Annotated in this window: 19 protein-coding genes; 12 read left to right on the top strand and 7 right to left on the bottom strand. The window is 69.4% G+C overall.

What is annotated here, in order from left to right; translation table 11 throughout:
- Positions 1-2: 2 nt before the first annotated feature.
- The 4 genes from NHN26_RS09240 to rsmA all read left to right on the top strand — a co-directional run bounded on the left by NHN26_RS09240 (position 3) and on the right by rsmA (position 3602).
- A complete protein-coding gene (locus NHN26_RS09240) occupies positions 3-1223 on the top strand; it encodes a peptidylprolyl isomerase (protein WP_253089194.1) in 1221 nt (406 codons plus the stop codon).
- The gene (gene pdxA, locus NHN26_RS09235) at positions 1220-2203 is read left to right on the top strand and encodes a 4-hydroxythreonine-4-phosphate dehydrogenase PdxA (RefSeq protein ID WP_253089193.1); all 984 of its coding nucleotides are present in this window, start codon (positions 1220-1222) and stop codon (positions 2201-2203) included. Before NHN26_RS09240 ends, pdxA begins: the two co-directional genes overlap by 4 nt.
- 63 nt (positions 2204-2266) lie before the next feature.
- The gene (locus tag NHN26_RS09230; protein WP_253089192.1) at positions 2267-2752 is read left to right on the top strand and encodes an HXXEE domain-containing protein; all 486 of its coding nucleotides are present in this window, start codon (positions 2267-2269) and stop codon (positions 2750-2752) included.
- A 10-nt stretch (positions 2753-2762) separates the two neighbouring features.
- Complete coding sequence (gene rsmA / locus NHN26_RS09225) at positions 2763-3602, top strand: 16S rRNA (adenine(1518)-N(6)/adenine(1519)-N(6))-dimethyltransferase RsmA (RefSeq protein WP_253089191.1); 840 nt, start codon at positions 2763-2765, stop codon at positions 3600-3602.
- A gap of 4 nt (positions 3603-3606) precedes the next feature.
- On the opposite strand, the gene NHN26_RS09220 is transcribed toward rsmA, so the two are convergent.
- From NHN26_RS09220 to speB, 5 genes are all read right to left on the bottom strand, one after another.
- On the bottom strand, positions 3607-4185 hold the full coding sequence (locus tag NHN26_RS09220) for a DUF4167 domain-containing protein (RefSeq protein ID WP_253089190.1): 579 nt from the start codon (positions 4183-4185) through the stop codon (positions 3607-3609).
- 253 nt (positions 4186-4438) lie between these two features.
- Positions 4439-5275: a peptide chain release factor N(5)-glutamine methyltransferase gene (gene prmC / locus NHN26_RS09215; protein WP_253089189.1), complete on the bottom strand. Its 837-nt coding sequence runs from the start codon at positions 5273-5275 to the stop codon at positions 4439-4441.
- Positions 5272-6324, bottom strand: coding sequence for a peptide chain release factor 1 (gene prfA, locus NHN26_RS09210; protein WP_253089188.1), 1053 nt, complete (start codon positions 6322-6324; stop codon positions 5272-5274). Before prfA ends, prmC begins: the two co-directional genes overlap by 4 nt.
- Before the next feature lie 30 nt (positions 6325-6354).
- On the bottom strand, positions 6355-6813 hold the full coding sequence (locus NHN26_RS09205) for a DUF1499 domain-containing protein (RefSeq protein WP_253089187.1): 459 nt from the start codon (positions 6811-6813) through the stop codon (positions 6355-6357).
- 8 nt (positions 6814-6821) lie between these two features.
- Positions 6822-7802, bottom strand: a complete 981-nt coding sequence (speB, locus tag NHN26_RS09200; protein WP_253089186.1) for an agmatinase — start codon at positions 7800-7802, stop codon at positions 6822-6824.
- A gap of 116 nt (positions 7803-7918) precedes the next feature.
- Here speB and mazG point away from each other — a divergent pair, with 116 nt between their 5' ends.
- From mazG to eno, 7 genes are all read left to right on the top strand, one after another.
- Complete coding sequence (gene mazG / locus NHN26_RS09195) at positions 7919-8746, top strand: nucleoside triphosphate pyrophosphohydrolase (RefSeq protein WP_253089185.1); 828 nt, start codon at positions 7919-7921, stop codon at positions 8744-8746.
- Positions 8747-8871: 125 nt separating this feature from the next.
- Positions 8872-9858 carry a Fe(3+) ABC transporter substrate-binding protein gene (locus NHN26_RS09190; protein WP_253089229.1) on the top strand — a complete coding sequence of 329 codons (987 nt, stop codon included), beginning with the start codon at positions 8872-8874 and terminating at the stop codon, positions 9856-9858.
- Positions 9859-9975: 117 nt separating this feature from the next.
- Positions 9976-10914: a nucleoside hydrolase gene (locus tag NHN26_RS09185; protein WP_253089184.1), complete on the top strand. Its 939-nt coding sequence runs from the start codon at positions 9976-9978 to the stop codon at positions 10912-10914.
- A gap of 61 nt (positions 10915-10975) precedes the next feature.
- Positions 10976-12412, top strand: coding sequence for a protein adenylyltransferase SelO (locus tag NHN26_RS09180; RefSeq protein WP_253089183.1), 1437 nt, complete (start codon positions 10976-10978; stop codon positions 12410-12412).
- Between the two features lie 167 nt (positions 12413-12579).
- The gene (locus tag NHN26_RS09175; protein ID WP_253089182.1) at positions 12580-12993 is read left to right on the top strand and encodes a Fur family transcriptional regulator; all 414 of its coding nucleotides are present in this window, start codon (positions 12580-12582) and stop codon (positions 12991-12993) included.
- 66 nt (positions 12994-13059) lie between these two features.
- Positions 13060-13935, top strand: a complete 876-nt coding sequence (locus tag NHN26_RS09170) for a DMT family transporter (RefSeq protein ID WP_253089181.1) — start codon at positions 13060-13062, stop codon at positions 13933-13935.
- 45 nt (positions 13936-13980) lie between these two features.
- Positions 13981-15255 carry a phosphopyruvate hydratase gene (eno, locus tag NHN26_RS09165; RefSeq protein ID WP_253089180.1) on the top strand — a complete coding sequence of 425 codons (1275 nt, stop codon included), beginning with the start codon at positions 13981-13983 and terminating at the stop codon, positions 15253-15255.
- Between the two features lie 28 nt (positions 15256-15283).
- On the opposite strand, the gene NHN26_RS09160 is transcribed toward eno, so the two are convergent.
- Both NHN26_RS09160 and NHN26_RS09155 read right to left on the bottom strand, forming a co-directional pair.
- Entirely contained in the window at positions 15284-15475 is a 192-nt protein-coding gene (locus NHN26_RS09160) for a hypothetical protein (RefSeq protein ID WP_253089179.1), read from the bottom strand.
- Between the two features lie 96 nt (positions 15476-15571).
- Complete coding sequence (locus NHN26_RS09155; protein ID WP_132694404.1) at positions 15572-15829, bottom strand: hypothetical protein; 258 nt, start codon at positions 15827-15829, stop codon at positions 15572-15574.
- A 232-nt stretch (positions 15830-16061) separates the two neighbouring features.
- On the opposite strand from NHN26_RS09155, the gene NHN26_RS09150 reads away from it, so the two are divergent.
- A complete protein-coding gene (locus tag NHN26_RS09150) occupies positions 16062-16496 on the top strand; it encodes a cupin domain-containing protein (protein WP_253089178.1) in 435 nt (144 codons plus the stop codon).
- Position 16497: the final 1 nt, after the last annotated feature.

The following is a 16497-nucleotide window of genomic DNA, read 5'->3' as shown; positions in this document are numbered from 1 at the left end:
GAATGATCCGACGGATGGGCCTGGCGGTTGCGGCCGCGCTGGCGCTGATGGGCGCCGGGATCGCCTCCGCGCAGCAGGGCGGGTCCTTCGCGCCCCGGATGATCGTCAATGACCGGGCGATCACCAATTTCGAGGTCGAGCAGCGCATCCGCTTCCTGCGGCTCCTGGGCAACCCGCCGCAGATCGAGAAGGTCTCCATGGACGGGTTGATCGACGACCGACTGCGCATGGCCGAGGCCAAGAGGCTGGGCGTGAGCGTCAGCCCCGAGCAGCTTCAGGCGGGCATGGAGGAATTCGCTTCGCGCGCCAACCTGGACGCCGAGCAGTTCATCGCCGCCATCGCGCAGGGCGGGGTCGAGGCCGAGACCTTCCGCGATTTCGTCGAGTCCGGGATCGCCTGGCGCGAGGTGGTGCGCACCCGTTTCGGACCGCGCGCGCAGGTCACCGAGGCCGAGATCGACCGGGCGCTGGCGATCACCTCGCCGCGGGCGGCGGCGGCCGGCGCGCAGGTGCTGCTGTCGGAGATCGTGCTGCGCGCCGACACGCCGGAATTCCGCGCCGAGGCCGAGCGGCTGGTGCGCGAGTTGCGCGCCTCGATCCGCAACGAGGCCGATTTCGCCGCCGCCGCGCGGCAATATTCGGTGTCGCGCTCGCGCGGGGAAGGCGGGCGGATGGGCTGGCTGCCGCTGGGCAACCTGCCGCCCGCGCTGGCCGGTCAGGTCCTGACGCTGCGGCCGGGCCAGGTGTCGGAACCGATCGAACTGGATAACGCGATCGCGCTGTTCCAGTTGCGCGCGCTGCGCGAGGGGGGCGCGGCCACGCCCGAGGCGGTGTCGGTGGAATATGCGCGTTTCCTGATCCCCGGCGGCACGCTGGCCGATGCGATGCGGGTGCGCGCGCAGGTCGATACCTGCGACGATCTTTTCGGTGTCGCCAGGGGACTGCCCGAGGACCGCCTGCAACGCGAGGTGCTGCCGGTGGCGCAGGTGCCGCAGAATGTCGCGATGGAACTGGCGCGGCTCGACGAGGGCGAGGTGTCCTATGGCCTCTCGACGCCGCAGATGGCGGTGGTGCTGATGCTGTGCGCGCGCACGCCCGACCTGGGCGAGGGCGAGATCGACCGCCAGGCCGTGCGCCGGCAACTGGTCAACCAGCGGCTGGGCGGTTACGCCGAAAGCTACCTTGCCGAGTTGAAGGCCGACGCGATCATCCGCGAGCCATGACCGACCTGCCGATCGCGCTGAGTTGCGGCGAGCCCGCGGGCATCGGCCCCGAGATCGCCGCCAAGGCGTGGCGCGCGCTGGGGGCGAGGCTGCCCTTCTTCTGGATCGGCGATCCCGCGCATCTGCCGGACGGAACGCCGCATGCCGAGATCCACGCCCCCGAGGAGGCGCTGCATGTCTCGGCCCGCGCGCTGCCGGTGCTGCGCCTGCCCTTCCCCGCCCCGGCCATGCCCGGCCGCCCCGCGCCCGAGAATGCGGCCTGCGTTATCGAGGCCATCGCGCGGGGCGTTTCGCTGGTGCAGGCGGGCCATGCCGCCGCGATCTGCACCGCGCCGATCAGCAAGCAGGCGCTGAAGGAGGGGGCGGGCTTTGCCCATCCCGGCCATACCGAATACCTGGCCCATCTGGCGGGCGTGAAGCGGGTGGTGATGATGCTGGCCTGCGCGGCCCTGCGCGTCGTGCCGGTGACGATCCACATCCCGCTGTCGGAGGTGCCCGCGGCGCTGGAGGCGCGTCTGCTGGAGGACACGATCCGCATCACCCATGCCGCGCTGATCCGCGATTTCGGGATCGAGGCGCCGCGGCTCGCGGTCGCGGGGCTGAACCCGCATGCGGGCGAAGGCGGCACGATGGGCCGCGCCGAGATCGACCTGATCGCCCCGGTGCTGGACCGGCTGCGCGCCGAAGGGATCGCGCTGACCGGCCCCCTGCCCGCCGACACGATGTTCCACGAGGCCGCGCGGCGGCGTTACGACACGGCCATCTGCATGTATCACGACCAGGCGCTGATCCCGATCAAGACGCTGGATTTCGCGGGCGGGGTGAATGTCACGCTGGGCCTGCCCTTCATCCGCACCTCGCCCGATCACGGCACGGCCTTCGACATCGCGGGCCAGGGCCGGGCCGATCCCTCCAGCCTGATCGCGGCACTGGAGATGGCCAGCCGGATGGCGCGGGCGCGTGCCGCATGCTCGCGGTGATTGTATCGGCCGCTAGGGGGCGGTATTTCCGCAGTGAAGCGCATGGGATGGGCCGGACTTGCCGTGAAACGCGTGGAACTTTCGCTGCGGGCCACGATGCTGTTCGTGGCGGTCCTGCTTCAGAACGCGGAGACGGCGCTGTATCTGCCGGGCTGGCTGATGGCGCAGCGGCCGGATTTCGCCTGGCCGGGACCGGCGCAATATGCGGTGGCGGCGATCCTGATGACGTTGGTGGCGGCGGGCGTCGTGATCCTGGGCAAGCCGCGCTTTGCGGGCGCGCATGGCTGGGCGCTGGCGATCCTGGCCGGGGCCCTGCTGATGAGCGCGGCGGGGCATGTGCTGATGTCGGTGGCCACGCTGGGCGTGATGCCCGGGGCGGTGACGGGCGCCGTTCTGCTGGGGCCGGTCGCGATCTGGGTGCTGGCCGGGCTGGTCGAGGAGCGGCGGCTGTCGGGCCGGGGCGCGGCGATCGCCGCGGGCATCGGCGTGGCGGGGGTGCCCTTCGCCTGGGGCGCGGCGCTGCGGCTGGCGGAATGGCTGATGGCCTGAGGGGGACGCGATGAGCGCCATTGACGGGCTGCCGCCCCTGCGCGCGGTGATCGCGGCGCATGGGCTGTCGGCGAAGAAGGCACTGGGACAGAATTTCCTGCTGGATCTGAACCTGACCGCCAAGATCGCGCGGGCGGCGGGCGATCTGTCGGGCGCGGATGTGCTGGAGATCGGCCCCGGACCCGGCGGGCTGACGCGGGGGCTGCTGGCCGAGGGGGCGCGGCATGTGCTGGCGGTCGAGAAGGACGCGCGCTGCCTGCCCGCGCTGGCCGAGATCGCGGCGGCCTGGCCGGGGCGGCTGACGGTGCTGAATGCCGATGCGCTGGAGATCGACCCGCTGGCGCATCTGCGCCCGCCGGTCAAGGTGGTGGCCAACCTGCCCTATAACGTGGGCACCGAATTGCTGGTGCGCTGGCTGACCCCGCCCGACTGGCCACCCTTCTGGCAGAGCCTGACGCTGATGTTCCAGCGCGAGGTGGCCGAGCGGATCACCGCGCAGCCGGGGGGCAAGGCCTATGGGCGGCTTGCGATCCTGGCGCAGTGGCGTTGCGAGGCGCGGATCGTCATGCGCCTGCCGCCCGAGGCGTTCACGCCCGCGCCCAAGGTGGACTCGGCGGTGGTGCATCTGACCGCCCTGCCCGCGCCGCGCTTTCCGGCCGATCCGGCCGTGCTGGAGCGGGTGGTGGCGGCCGCCTTCAACCAGCGGCGCAAGATGCTGCGGGCCAGCCTGAAGGGGCTGGCGCCCGATATCGAGGACCGGCTGCGCGCGGTCGGCATCGCGCCCACCGAGCGGGCCGAACAGGTTCCGATCGAGGGGTTCTGCGCGCTGGCCCGGGCGCTGGCGGGCTAGCGGCCTATTCGGCCGCGGGCGCCTGCGCCTGGTCCGGGCTGTCGCCTTCCTCGCGGGGCTTGGGTGCCCGGGGACGGCGGGCGCGGCGCGGTTTCTCTGCCGGACGTTCCTCGGTCGCCCCGAAGGCGTCGGCGGGGCGTTCCTCGGGGGTCTCGACAAGGGTGCTTTCGCCATCGGTGTCGTCGAGGTCGATCACCTCGGCCATGCGCTGGCCCGTCTCGTCGGCCGTGCCGTCGCGGCGGGGCTGCTGCTCGCCCTCGGGGCGGTCGTCGGCGCGATCGTCGCGGCCACGCTCGCGGCCCTGCTGGGCCTCGTGCTGCTCGCGGCGGGCGTCCTGCTCGCGCATCGCCTCGCCCAGAAGCCTTGTGTAATACTCGGCATGCTGCTGGAAGTTCTCGGCCGCCACGCGGTCATTCGAGAGCTGCGCATCGCGGGCAAGCTGGTTGTATTTCTCGATGATCTGCTGCGGTGTGCCGCGGACCTTGCCCTCGGGCCCGGAACTGTCGAAGACCCGGTTGACGATATTGCCCATCGAGCGCTGACGGTTCGACTTGGAGCGCGAACGTGACTTGGATGGTCTCATGCGATTTCTGGTTTCCAGCCTTGTATTGGCGTGATCGGGCGGGTGCAGCGCCGCGCGGGCGCCTTGGCCTCGTCCGTGTCCTGTCTGCCGACCTGTGTCTGGCTTGTGCAGTGCGGGAGCGCCGAACGGCTCGCTCCCGCGTCCCGTGCCTGCGCGGCCTGAGTAAGCACGCCACACGCGCGCTGACAAGGGAAATCTACACAAAATGCGGCGTTTTGGCGAGGACTGCGCGCGGCACGCAACGTCCGTTCCGTCACGCCCCCGGTGCCGCGGCGCGGGCCTCGACCGCACGGTCACGACCATCGAGATCGGCATGGATCGCGACGATTTCAAGCCCCGCCGCGCGCAGCAGGGCACAAACCGCCGCGCCCTGGGTCGGGCCGATCTCGACGATCAGCCGCCCGCCCGGGTCCAGATGCGCCACGGCGCCGCGGGCAATGGCGCGATAGGCCGAAAGCCCGTCGCCCTCGTCGGTCAGGGCAGTGCGGGGTTCATGGGCCAGTTCGGGGGCGAGGCCGGGCATTTCCGAGGCCGCGATATAGGGCGGGTTCGACACGATCAGGTCGAACCGCCCGGAAATGCCCCGGAACCAGTCGGCCTGCAGGAACGCGGCGCGTTCGATGCCCAGCGCCCGGGCATTGTCGCGCGCGACGGCGAGGGCGGGTTCGGAAATGTCTGCGCCGATACCTTTGGAATCGGGGCGCTCGGCCAGCAGGGTCAGCAGGATGCAGCCCGAGCCGGTGCCAAGGTCGAGCACGCGGCCAAAGGGCGCGGCCAGCGCCGCGGCGATCAGCGTTTCGGTTTCGGGGCGGGGGTCGAGCACGTCGGGGCAGACCCGGAAATCGCGGCCATAGAAGGCGCGGGTGCCGGTGATATGCGAGACGGGCTCGCGGGCGACACGGCGCGCGATCGCGGCCTCGAACCGGGCGGCGGACTCGGGCGGCAGCGGGTCGGGCAGCACCAGCGTCAGCCGTCCCGGCGCGATCCCCAGCGCGTGCGCCAGCAGGCGGCGGGCGTCGCGGGGCGCGTCGGGAATGCCGACCTCGGTCAATGCCCGGACGGCCGCGGCCAGCGCCTGCTGCGCGGTCATCCCTCCATCTCGGCCAGCAGGCTGGCCTGGTCGTCGGCGATCAGCGCGTCGATCACCTCGTCCAGATCGCCCGCCATGATCTGGTCCAGCCGGTAGAGCGTCAGGTTGATCCGGTGGTCGGTCATCCGGCCCTGCGGGAAATTGTAGGTGCGGATGCGTTCGGACCGGTCGCCCGAGCCGACCTGCGATTTCCGCGTCGCGGCGCGTTCATCGGCGGCCTTCTGGCGTTCCATGTCGTAAAGCCGCGCGCGCAGCACCGCCATGGCGATGGCGCGGTTCTGGTGCTGGGACTTTTCCGAGGACGTGACCACGATGCCGGTGGGGATATGGGTGATCCGCACGGCGGAATCGGTAGTGTTGACATGCTGGCCCCCTGCCCCGCTGGCGCGCATCGTGTCGATGCGGATATCGGTGGCGGGAATGTCGATATCGACCTCCTCGGCCTCGGGCAGGACGGCGACGGTGGCGGCCGAGGTATGGATCCGCCCGCCCGATTCCGTCTCGGGCACGCGCTGGACGCGGTGAACGCCCGATTCGTATTTCAGCCGGGCAAAGACCCCCTCGCCCTGCACATTGGCCACGACTTCGCGGATGCCGCCCAGTTCGGTCTGGGATTCTTCTAGGATGGTGAATTTCCAGCCCTTCGCCTCGGCGTAACGCTGATACATCCGCAGCAGGTCACCGGCGAACAGCGCCGCTTCCTCGCCCCCCGTTCCGGGGCGGATCTCGACGATGGCGGGGCGGGCGTCGGCGGCATCCTTCGGCAGCAGCGCGAGGCGCAGGGCCTGTTCCATGTCGGGCAGGCGGGCGCGCAGCGTGGGCAATTCGTCCTCGGCCAGCGCGCGCATCTCGGGGTCGGACAGCATCGCCTCGGCCTGCGCGATCTCGTCGATCAGGTGGCGATAGGCGGCGATCTGCTCGGCCACCGGCTTCAGCTCGGCATATTCGCGGCCCACCTGCGCGAAGTCACCCCCCGCACCTTCTGCGAGTCGGGCTTCGAGGAATTCGAAGCGGCGGGTGATCTGGTCGAGTTTGTCGCGGGGAACCATGCCGCTCTGTCGCCCGAAGCCGGGGCGCGGTCAAGACCCGAGCCGGGCGCGCAACTGCTCTTGCCAGCGGGCCAGCCGCGCCGCGTTCACGCCCAGATCGGACTGCCCGAAGCGGGAGCGGGAGAACGCCGCCCAGGTCGCGCCATCATCCTTGGGCAGGGCCTTGATCGAGATGTAGTCGGGAAAGCCCATGATCCGCGAGCGCTGGACATAGGTCATCCACAGCTCCTCGGGGCTGCCCGCGATGCGGCTGGTGTTCGGCTCGGCAAGGGCCATCTCGTCGATCGCGCGGGCCAGGTCCTCGGGGCTGACGGCATAGGCGGGGGCGGTGCGGTCGCCGGTTTCGGGTCGGACGAGGATCGCGTTGGGCGTGCCGGGTTTCTCGGCTGTCAGCGGATCGACATGCCAGACGGCCGGATCATCGGCGACCTTGCGGAAATAGACGGCACCTGCGGCCGAGGCCAGCAGCAGGAGGATAACGATATACATGAGGATTTTCATTGGTCTGTGCCCCTTTCTTCGCGTTTCTTCCAGGCCCAGAGGCAGATCAGTTCGACCGCCACATGCGCCCCTGCGACCGCCGTGATGCCCGAGGGGTCGAAGGGCGGCGAGACCTCGACCACATCGCCGCCGACCATGTTCAGGCCCGCGAGCCCGCGCAGCATCGCCGCGGCCTGCGCGCTGGTCAGCCCGCCCCAGACCGGCGTGCCGGTGCCGGGCGCGAAGGCCGGGTCCAGCGCGTCGATATCGAAGCTGACATAGGCGGGCGCGTCCCCCACCACCTGACGGATGCGGGCGACCGTCGCGGCCGGGCCGTTGTCGTGGACGAAGGGCGCGTCGATCACCGTGATCCCCATCGGGTCGGGATTGTCGGTGCGGATGCCCACCTGAACCGACCGCGCGGGGTCGATCAGCCCCTCGCGCACCGCCTTGCGGAACATGGTGCCATGGTCGATCCGCTGCGGGCCGCCATCCTCCCAGGTGTCGGAATGGGCGTCGAACTGGACCAGCGCCAGCGGGCCGTGGCGGGCGGCATGGGCGCGCAGGATCGGCAGCGAGATCGAATGATCGCCGCCCAGCGCGATGCAGGCCGCACCGGCGTCGAGGATGCAAGCGACATGGGCCTGAAGCACCGCCGGAAACTCGGCCACGGTCGCGTAATCGAAGGCCAGATCGCCGTAATCGACGATATCGAACGCCTCCAGCGGGTTGAAGCCCCAGCCATAGGGCGCGTCGCAGGCCTGAAGCGCGCTGGCCTCGCGGATCGCGCGCGGCCCCAGCCGCGTGCCGGGCCGGTTCGTCACCGCCTGGTCGAAGGGGATGCCGGTCACCGCCAGATCGACGCCCGTCAGATCCTTGGTCAGCGTGCGCCGCAGGAACGAGGTCACGCCGCCAAAGGCGTTTTCATAGGACAGCCCCCGGTGCCCCTGCCGCGTGATCGCGGTGTCCACCTGCCGTTTCGCGTCTTCGAGTGCCATGCCGCCTCCGTTCGGGCGCCACGATACTGCCCTGCGCGCCGCTTGCCAGCCCTGCCTTTACATCCGCGCGCGCTTTTGCCCAACTCCCTTCGCACGCCCCCAGCCGGAGATTGCCGATGAGCCCCGAAGAATCCGACGCCCTTGTGCATGACCCGAAAGGCGGCATGCCCCGGCTGATCGAGATCATGCGCCGGTTGCGCGACCCCCAGACCGGCTGCCCCTGGGATATCGAGCAGGATTTCGCCAGTATCGCGCCCTACACGATCGAGGAAGCCTATGAGGTCGCCGATGCCATCGCCCGCGAGGCCTGGGGCGAGTTGGAGGGCGAGCTGGGCGATCTGCTGTTGCAGACGGTCTATCACACCCAGATGGGGGCCGAGGCGGGGCTGTTCGACTTCGACTCGGTGGCGAATGCGATTGCCGACAAGATGGTGGCGCGCCACCCCCATGTCTTCGGCGACGAGAGCCGCGACAAGAGCGCGGAGCAGCAGACCCGCGACTGGGAGGCGATCAAGGCGGCCGAGCGCGCGAAGAAGGCCGCGCATGGGGTGCTGGACGACGTGGCGCTGGCCCTGCCCGCGCTGACCCGCGCGGTCAAGTTGCAGAAGCGCGCGGCACGGGTCGGATTCGACTGGCCCGAGATCGGCCAGGTCGTCGACAAGATCGTCGAGGAGGCGCAGGAACTGGCCGAGGCGCGGGCCACGATGACCGAGGCCGAGGTGTTCGAGGAATTCGGCGACATGCTGTTCGCGATCGCCAATCTGGCCCGTCACCTGAACCTCGACCCCGAGGAGGCGCTGCGCGCGACGAATGCGAAATTCACACGCCGATTCACTGCGGTGGAGGCCGCACTTCGGGAACGAGGCAAGCGGCCCGAGGACTCGGATCTGGCCGAAATGGATGCGCTGTGGGAGGCGGCGAAGACGGCCGAGCGGGCGTCCTGAGCGGCGGGCGGCCCCGTTATCCGACAGAAACGATCATGTATTGACCTGACATTTTTTGTCGGATTTAACGGGAGCACAGGATCCGCCAAAGGACAGGAGATACCATGACTTTCCGCACCGCCCTGATGGCCAGCGTGGCCGCCGCCATTCTGGCCCCGGCCGCCCAGGCCGACGTGAACATCTATTCCTACCGCCAGCCCGAACTGATCCAGCCGCTGCTGGACGCCTTTACCGCCGAGACCGGGATCGCGACCAATGTGGCCTTTCTGGACAAGGGTCTGGTCGAACGGCTTCAGGCCGAGGGCGCGCGCAGCCCGGCCGACATCATCCTGACCGTCGATATCGCGCGGCTGTCCGAGGCGGTCGCCGCCGGTGTGACGCAGCCCGTCGAGAGCGAGGCGCTGGCCGCCGGCATCCCCGACGCCTTTCGCGACCCCGACAACCACTGGTTCGGCGTGACCACCCGGGCGCGGATCGTCTATGCGTCCAAGGACCGTGTCGATCCGTCCGAGGTGACCACCTACGAGGATCTGGCCGATCCGAAATGGAAGGGGCGCATCTGCACCCGGTCGGGCACGCATGACTACAACCTCGCCCTGTTGTCGGCGGTGATCCACCACCACGGCGAAGAGGCCGCGAAGACCTGGCTGGAAGGCGTCAAGGCCAATCTTGCCCGCAAGCCCGAGGGCAATGACCGTGCGCAGGTCAAGTCGATCTGGGCCGGGCAATGCGACATCAGCCTCGGCAACACCTATTACATGGGCCAGATGGTCGCCGACCCGGAACAGAAGGACTGGGCGAATGCGGTCAATGTGCTGTTCCCGGCCTTCGAGAATGGCGGCACCCATGTGAACGTCTCGGGCGTGGCGATGACCCGGGCGGCGCCGAACCGGGACGAGGCGTTGAAATTCATGGAATTCCTCGCCTCGCCCCAGGCGCAGGAAATCTATGCCGAGGTGAACAACGAATACCCCGTCGCGCCGGGCGCGCAGCCGTCGGACCTGGTGGCAAGCTGGGGCGCGTTCACGCCCGACGAGGTGAACCTGATGGATCTGGCCGGGCTTCGGCCCGCGGCGCTGCGCCTGATGGAAGAGGTCGATTTCGACGGCTGACCCTTGCGGTCATGCGCCGCGGTCCCCCTGTCGGGTGGGGCCGCGGCCGCGGCGCGGGCGCTTTACTTCCCTGCGTGCCCGCGCCAGTCTCCGCCCCGGATGGCCCCGGAGACCCCCATGCAGCGCAAGATCATCATCGACACCGATCCCGGCCAGGACGACGCCGTGGCGATCCTGCTGGCGCTGGCCAGCCCGGACGAGCTGGACGTTCTGGGGATCACGGCGGTTGCGGGCAATGTGCCGCTGGCGCTGACCCAGAAGAATGCGCGCATCGTCTGCGAACTGGCGGGGCGTCCGGATGTGCCGGTCTTTGCCGGCTGCGACCGGCCGCTGAAGCGCGCGCTGGTCACGGCCGAGCATGTCCATGGCAAGACCGGGCTGGACGGGCCGGTGCTGCCCGACCCCTTGATGCCCCTGCAGGACGCCCACGCGGTCGAGTTCATCATCCAGACGCTGCGCCGCGAACCGGCGGAAAGCGTGACGCTCTGCCCGCTGGGGCCGCTGACGAATATCGCGACCGCGATGCAGGCCGCGCCCGAGATCGTGCCGCGGATCGCGCAGATCGTGCTGATGGGCGGCGCCTATTTCGAGGTCGGCAACATCACCCCCGCGGCCGAGTTCAACATCCATGTCGACCCCGAAGCCGCTGAAATCGTGTTCGGTTCCGGCGTGCCGCTGACGGTGATGCCGCTGGACGTGACGCACAAGGCGCTGGTGACGCAAGCGCGCAACGCGGCGTTCCGGGGGCTTGGAACGCGGGTGGGCGTCGCGGTGGCCGAGATGACCGATTTCTTCGAGCGCTTCGACAAGGCGAAATACGGCTCGGACGGCGCGCCGCTGCATGATCCCTGCGTGACGGCCTTTCTGCTGCGCCCCGACCTGTTCTCGGGCCGTCACGTCAATGTCGAGATCGAGACCGAGGGGCGCTTTACCGCCGGAATGACGGTGGCGGACTGGTGGGGCGTGACCGGCAGGGCGCCGAACGCGATGTTCATGGGCGATCTGGACGCGGACGGGTTCTTTGCGCTGCTGACGGAACGCCTAGGTCGGTTGTGACGGATGCCGCCGTGCTGAACGAGACAAGTGGAAAATCCCGGCCTTGCGCTATGTTCAGCGCATGGCCCTGACGATCCCCTTCGACAATTCCTATGCGCGGCTGCCCGACCGGTTTTTTGTGCGGCAGGCCCCCGTCCCGGTGCGCGCGCCGCGGCTGGTGATGCTGAACGGGCCGCTGGCGGCCGAGCTGGGCCTGGATGCCGGGGCGCTGGCCGCCGAAGGCCTGGAGATGCTGGCCGGAAACCGCCTGCCCGAGGGGGCGGAGCCGCTGGCGCAGGCCTATGCCGGGCACCAGTTCGGGGGCTTCGTGCCGCAACTGGGCGACGGGCGGGCGATCCTTCTGGGCGAGGTGGTGGCCCCCGACGGGCGGCGGTTCGATCTGCAACTCAAGGGCGCGGGGCGCACCGCGTTTTCGCGGATGGGCGACGGGCGGGCCTGGCTGGGGCCGGTGCTGCGCGAATATGTCGTGTCCGAGGCGATGCACGCGCTGGGCATTCCGACCACGCGCGCGCTGGCCGCCGTGACCACGGGCGAGGACGTGATCCGCGAGGCGATCCTGCCCGGCGCCGTGCTGACCCGGGTGGCCGCCAGCCATATCCGCGTCGGCACCTTTCAGTTCTTCGCCGCCCGCCGCGATACCGAGGCGCTGCGCCTGCTGGCAGACCACGCCATCACCCGCCACTATCCGCAGGCGGACGGGCCGCTCGATCTGTTGCGCGCGGTGATCGCGGCGCAGGCCCGGCTGGTGGCGCAGTGGATGGGGGTGGGGTTCATCCATGGGGTGATGAACACCGACAATACCGCGATCTCGGGCGAGACCATCGATTTCGGCCCCTGCGCCTTCATGGATGGCTATCACCCGGACACGGTGTTCAGTTCGATCGACGCCTATGGCCGCTATGCCTTCGCCCGGCAGGCCGATATCGCCGCCTGGAACCTGGCGCAACTGGCCTCGGCGCTGCTGCCGCTGATCGACCCGGACGAGGAGCGGGCGATTGCGCGGGCGACCGAGGCGATCAGGGCCTTTCCGGCGCTGTTCCGCGAGGAATGGCTTTCGGTCTTCCGGCCGAAGATCGGGCTTGCGACGCCCGAGGACGGCGATGCCGAGCTGATCCATCGGCTGCTGGACCTGATGGCGGCGGAGCGGGCGGATTTCACCAATACCTTCCGCGGGTTTGCAGAGGGACAGGCAGGGGCCGCGCTGAAGAATCGGGCCGGGTTCGAGGCCTGGGCCATGGACTGGCGCGCGCGACTGGGGCACGAGGCGGCGACGCAGACCGTTCTTGCGGAACGGATGCGCGCAGCGAACCCGGCCTTTATCCCGCGCAATCATCGGGTGGAACAGGTCATCGCGGCGGCTGTCGCGGGCGATTTCGCGCCGTTCGAACGGCTGGTCGGGATCACGGCGCGGCCCTTTGACGACCAGCCCGGGAACGCCGGGTTTCGCGCCCCGCCCGAAGCGCATGAGATCGTGCGCCGGACCTTTTGCGGCACCTGAGCCCGCGACGGGGGGATCGGCCGGCACTGGCCCGCCCCCCGCCCCCCGCGCCGCTGCGCCGGGGCGGGCGGCGGGGCAATGCGCGATCCACGCGCGTGGCGTTTTCCTTCTGGCAGGCCCGGACGTGATCGCCTAGAACCTCGCTCCATCATGGGGAGTGAGGAGCCATGACCGACACCATCGAAACGCGCGCCGAGGACAGGGGCCTGCGCATGACCGATCAGCGCCGGGTGGTGGCGCGGGTGCTGGAGGCCAGCGACGATCACCCCGATGTCGAGGAGCTTTATCACCGCGCCAGCGATGTCGATCCGCGGATCTCGCTGGCGACGGTCTATCGAACGGTCAAGCTGTTCGAGGAATCGGGTATCATCGAGCGGCTGGAATTCGGCGACGGGCGCGCGCGCTACGAGGATGCCGAGCGCGATCATCACGATCATCTGATCGACCTGAACACCGGCGCGGTGATCGAGTTCTGCGACCCCGAGATCGAGGCATTGCAGGAACGCATCGCGGAAAAGCTGGGCTATCGGCTCAAGGGGCACCGGCTGGAGCTTTACGGCGTGCCGATCCGCAAGGGCTGAGCCCCCTTCCCTGCGGCGCATGCGCGGGGTAAGCCGGAGCGGACACCCCCGACCGGATTTTCCCCGATGGACAACATGCGCGGTATCGCGCTGATGGTGGCCGCGATGGTCGCCTTTGCGCTGGAAGACATGTTCGTGAAAAGCGCCGCCGCCACGCTGCCGGTGGGCCAGATCCTTGCGATGCTGGGCGCGGGCGGTGCGGTGATCTTTGGCGCGATGGCGCTGGCGCGCGGGCAGCGGCTGTGGTCGCGCGCGCTGCTGACCCGGCCGGTGCTGCTGCGCAATCTGGGCGAGGTTCTGGGCACGCTGGGCTTTGTCTTTGCGATCGCGCTGACGCCGCTGTCGACGGCTTCGGCGATCCTTCAGGCGACGCCGCTGGTCGTCACGCTGGGGGCGGCGCTGTTTCTGGGAGCGCAGGTCGGCTGGCGGCGGTGGAGCGCGATCCTGGTGGGGCTTGGCGGCGTGCTCCTGATCATCCGGCCGGGGATGGAGGGGTTTCAGCCCGCCTCGCTCTTCGCGGTGCTCGGCGTGTTCGGGCTGGCGCTGCGCGATCTGGCCACGCGGGCGACACCGCGCACGGTCTCTTCGCTGCAACTCTCGACCTATGGCTTTGCGATGCTGGTGCCGCTGGGGGTGGTGGTGATGGCGCTGGAGCGGGGGCCGGTCGCGCTGGACGCGCCGCTCGCGGGGCTGATGGCGGGCGCGCTGGTGCTGGGGGTGGCGGGCTATTACGCCATCGTCGAGGCGATGCGGGTGGGCGAGGTCGCGGTGGTGACCCCCTTCCGCTACACCCGGCTGGTCTTTGCGCTGGGGATCGGGGTCGTGGTCTTCGGCGAGCGGCCCGATGCGGCAACGCTGTGGGGGGCGGCGATCATCATCGCCTCGGGGCTTTACACGCTGTGGCGGGAACGCGCCCTTTCCAAGGCCCGCGCCCGGCGCTAGAAGGCGCGCAGGTTTGCAGTCGCAGCAAGGGAAGGACGCCCGCCCATGAGCACCATCATCGACATCATCGGCCGCGAGATCCTCGACAGCCGGGGCAATCCCACCGTCGAGGTGGACGTGATCCTGGAAGACGGCACGATGGGCCGGGCGGCGGTGCCCTCGGGCGCGTCCACCGGCGCGCATGAGGCGGTGGAACGGCGCGACGGCGACAAGGGCCGTTACCTCGGCAAGGGCGTGCTGGAGGCGGTGGCCGCCGTCAATGGCGAGATCGCCGAGGAGCTGGTGGGGATGGACGCGACCGAACAGGTCGCCATCGACGGCGCGATGATCGATCTGGACGGGACCGGGAACAAGGCCCGTCTGGGCGCGAACGCGATCCTGGGCGTCAGCCTCGCGGTGGCCAAGGCCGCGGCGGATTTCACCGGCCAGCCGCTGTATCGCTATGTCGGCGGCACCTCGGCGCGGGTGTTGCCGGTGCCGATGATGAACATCATCAATGGCGGCGAACATGCCGACAACCCGATCGACATCCAGGAATTCATGATCATGCCCGTGTCCGCGGGCAATATCCGCGACGCGGTGCGGATGGGATCCGAAGTGTTCCACACGCTGAAGAAGGAACTCTCGGCGGCGGGCCACAACACGGGGATCGGCGACGAGGGCGGCTTTGCGCCCGCGCTGAACTCCACCCGCGAGGCGCTGGATTTCATCCTGAAAAGCATCGAGAAGGCGGGCTATACGGCGGGCGAGGATATCTTTCTCGCGCTCGACTGCGCCTCGACCGAGTATTTCCGGGACGGCAAGTATGAAATGACGGGCGAGGGGCTGTCGCTGACGGCCGCCGAGAATGTCGATTACCTGGCCGGGCTTTGTGCCGATTACCCGATCATCTCGATCGAGGATGGCTGCGCAGAGGATGACTGGGAGGGCTGGAAGGCCCTGACCGAGGCGCTGGGGGGCAAGGTGCAACTGGTGGGCGACGATCTGTTCGTGACCAACCCGGTGCGGCTGGCCGAGGGGATCGCTTCGGGCGTCGCGAACGCGATGCTGGTGAAGGTCAACCAGATCGGCACGCTGACCGAAACGCTGGCCGCCGTCGATATGGCGCATCGGGCGCGCTATGCCAACGTGATGTCGCACCGCTCTGGCGAGACCGAGGATGCGACCATCGCCGATCTGGCGGTGGCGACGAATTGCGGGCAGATCAAGACCGGCTCGCTGTCGCGCTCGGACCGGCTGGCGAAATACAACCAGTTGATCCGGATCGAGGAAATGCTGGGCGAGACGGCCGTCTATGCGGGCCGGTCGATCCTGAGATAAGGCCGCCCCCGGGCGAGGATTTGCCCGGTCAGACGATCAGGCGGTAGGCCCCGTAGCGGGACTGCTGCCCGAGGGCGTCGATCAGGGCGCGGCCCTCGCTGGTCGGGCGGTCGTGGTCGTCGATCCAGCCGCGCGCCCGGGCGGCCGCGGCCGGGTCGCTTGCATTGCCGCATTGCACGGCGAAGGTGACGATGTGGCCTGCAATCTCTTCGTTCGACATCTGCGATCTCCTTGGCTGCAACGGTTACGGGCGCCGCAGATGCGCGGATGTGTCGCACCAGTCACGGTTGTGCGAGGGATCGCGATGCGGGCCGCTTCAGACCGGCAGGCGGTAGACGCCGTAGGCGCAGTCCCGGCTGGTCAGCGCGGCGATCAGCGCGCAACCGTCGGCCGTGGGACGGCCCTGTTCGTCGATCCAGCCGCGGCTGAGGGCGGCCTGTTCCAGCCGTTCGCCCGCCTGCCCCGCGCAGAAGCGGGTGAAGCCCAGGATGCGCGAGGCGATATCCTCGGCGCTGAGGGGGGGTGCGGCCTCGGTCGCGTCCTTCTGGTCGATCTCGTTGAAATCCGGTTCCATCTCTTTGTCCCTTTGCTCCGGCCCGCCTTGCACCGGGGTCGAGCCGTCCGCCTGTGCGCGCACGCCATGCAGAATATGCTGCGCCGCAGCAATACGGTCACGAGAATTTTCTGCAACGCAGCAATCATCGCACCAAAAATGTCACTTTCTTTGACAGAACCATGTCGTTTTGCGCATCATTCCATCAAGACCGATGCCTTGCCCCGCCGATCCGGACCCGAGGCCCGACCCGATGACCGCCGACCAGATCATCGCCCTTCTGGCATTGCAGCCCCATCCCGAAGGCGGCTGGTATCGCGAGACATGGCGCGCCGAGGCCGCGCAGGGCGCGCGGCCCGTGGGCACCGCGATCCATTACCTGCTGGCCGAGGGACAGCACAGCCACTGGCATCGGGTGGATGCCGCCGAGATCTGGCATTTCCACGCCGGCGCGCCGCTGGAACTGCGCATCGCCGAACGCGCCGACGGCCCGGCGGTGGCGCATCGGCTGGGTATCGACCTTGCGGCGGGCGAGCGGCCGCAGATCCTGGTGCCCGCCCATCACTGGCAGGCGGCGCGCCCGCTGGGCGGCTGGACGCTGGTCGGCTGCACGGTCAGCCCGGGTTTCCGCTTTGACGGGTTCGAGATGGCGCCGCCCGGCTTCGACATTCCGGGCGCGGCGGGCTGAG

The sequence above is a fragment of the Rhodovulum tesquicola genome, assembly GCF_024128855.1.
In the GTDB taxonomy this organism is placed as follows: Bacteria; Pseudomonadota; Alphaproteobacteria; order Rhodobacterales; family Rhodobacteraceae; genus Rhodovulum; species Rhodovulum tesquicola.
The sequence above is the reverse complement of the archived record's forward strand: the minus strand, read 5'-3'. Positions and strand labels throughout refer to the sequence as shown.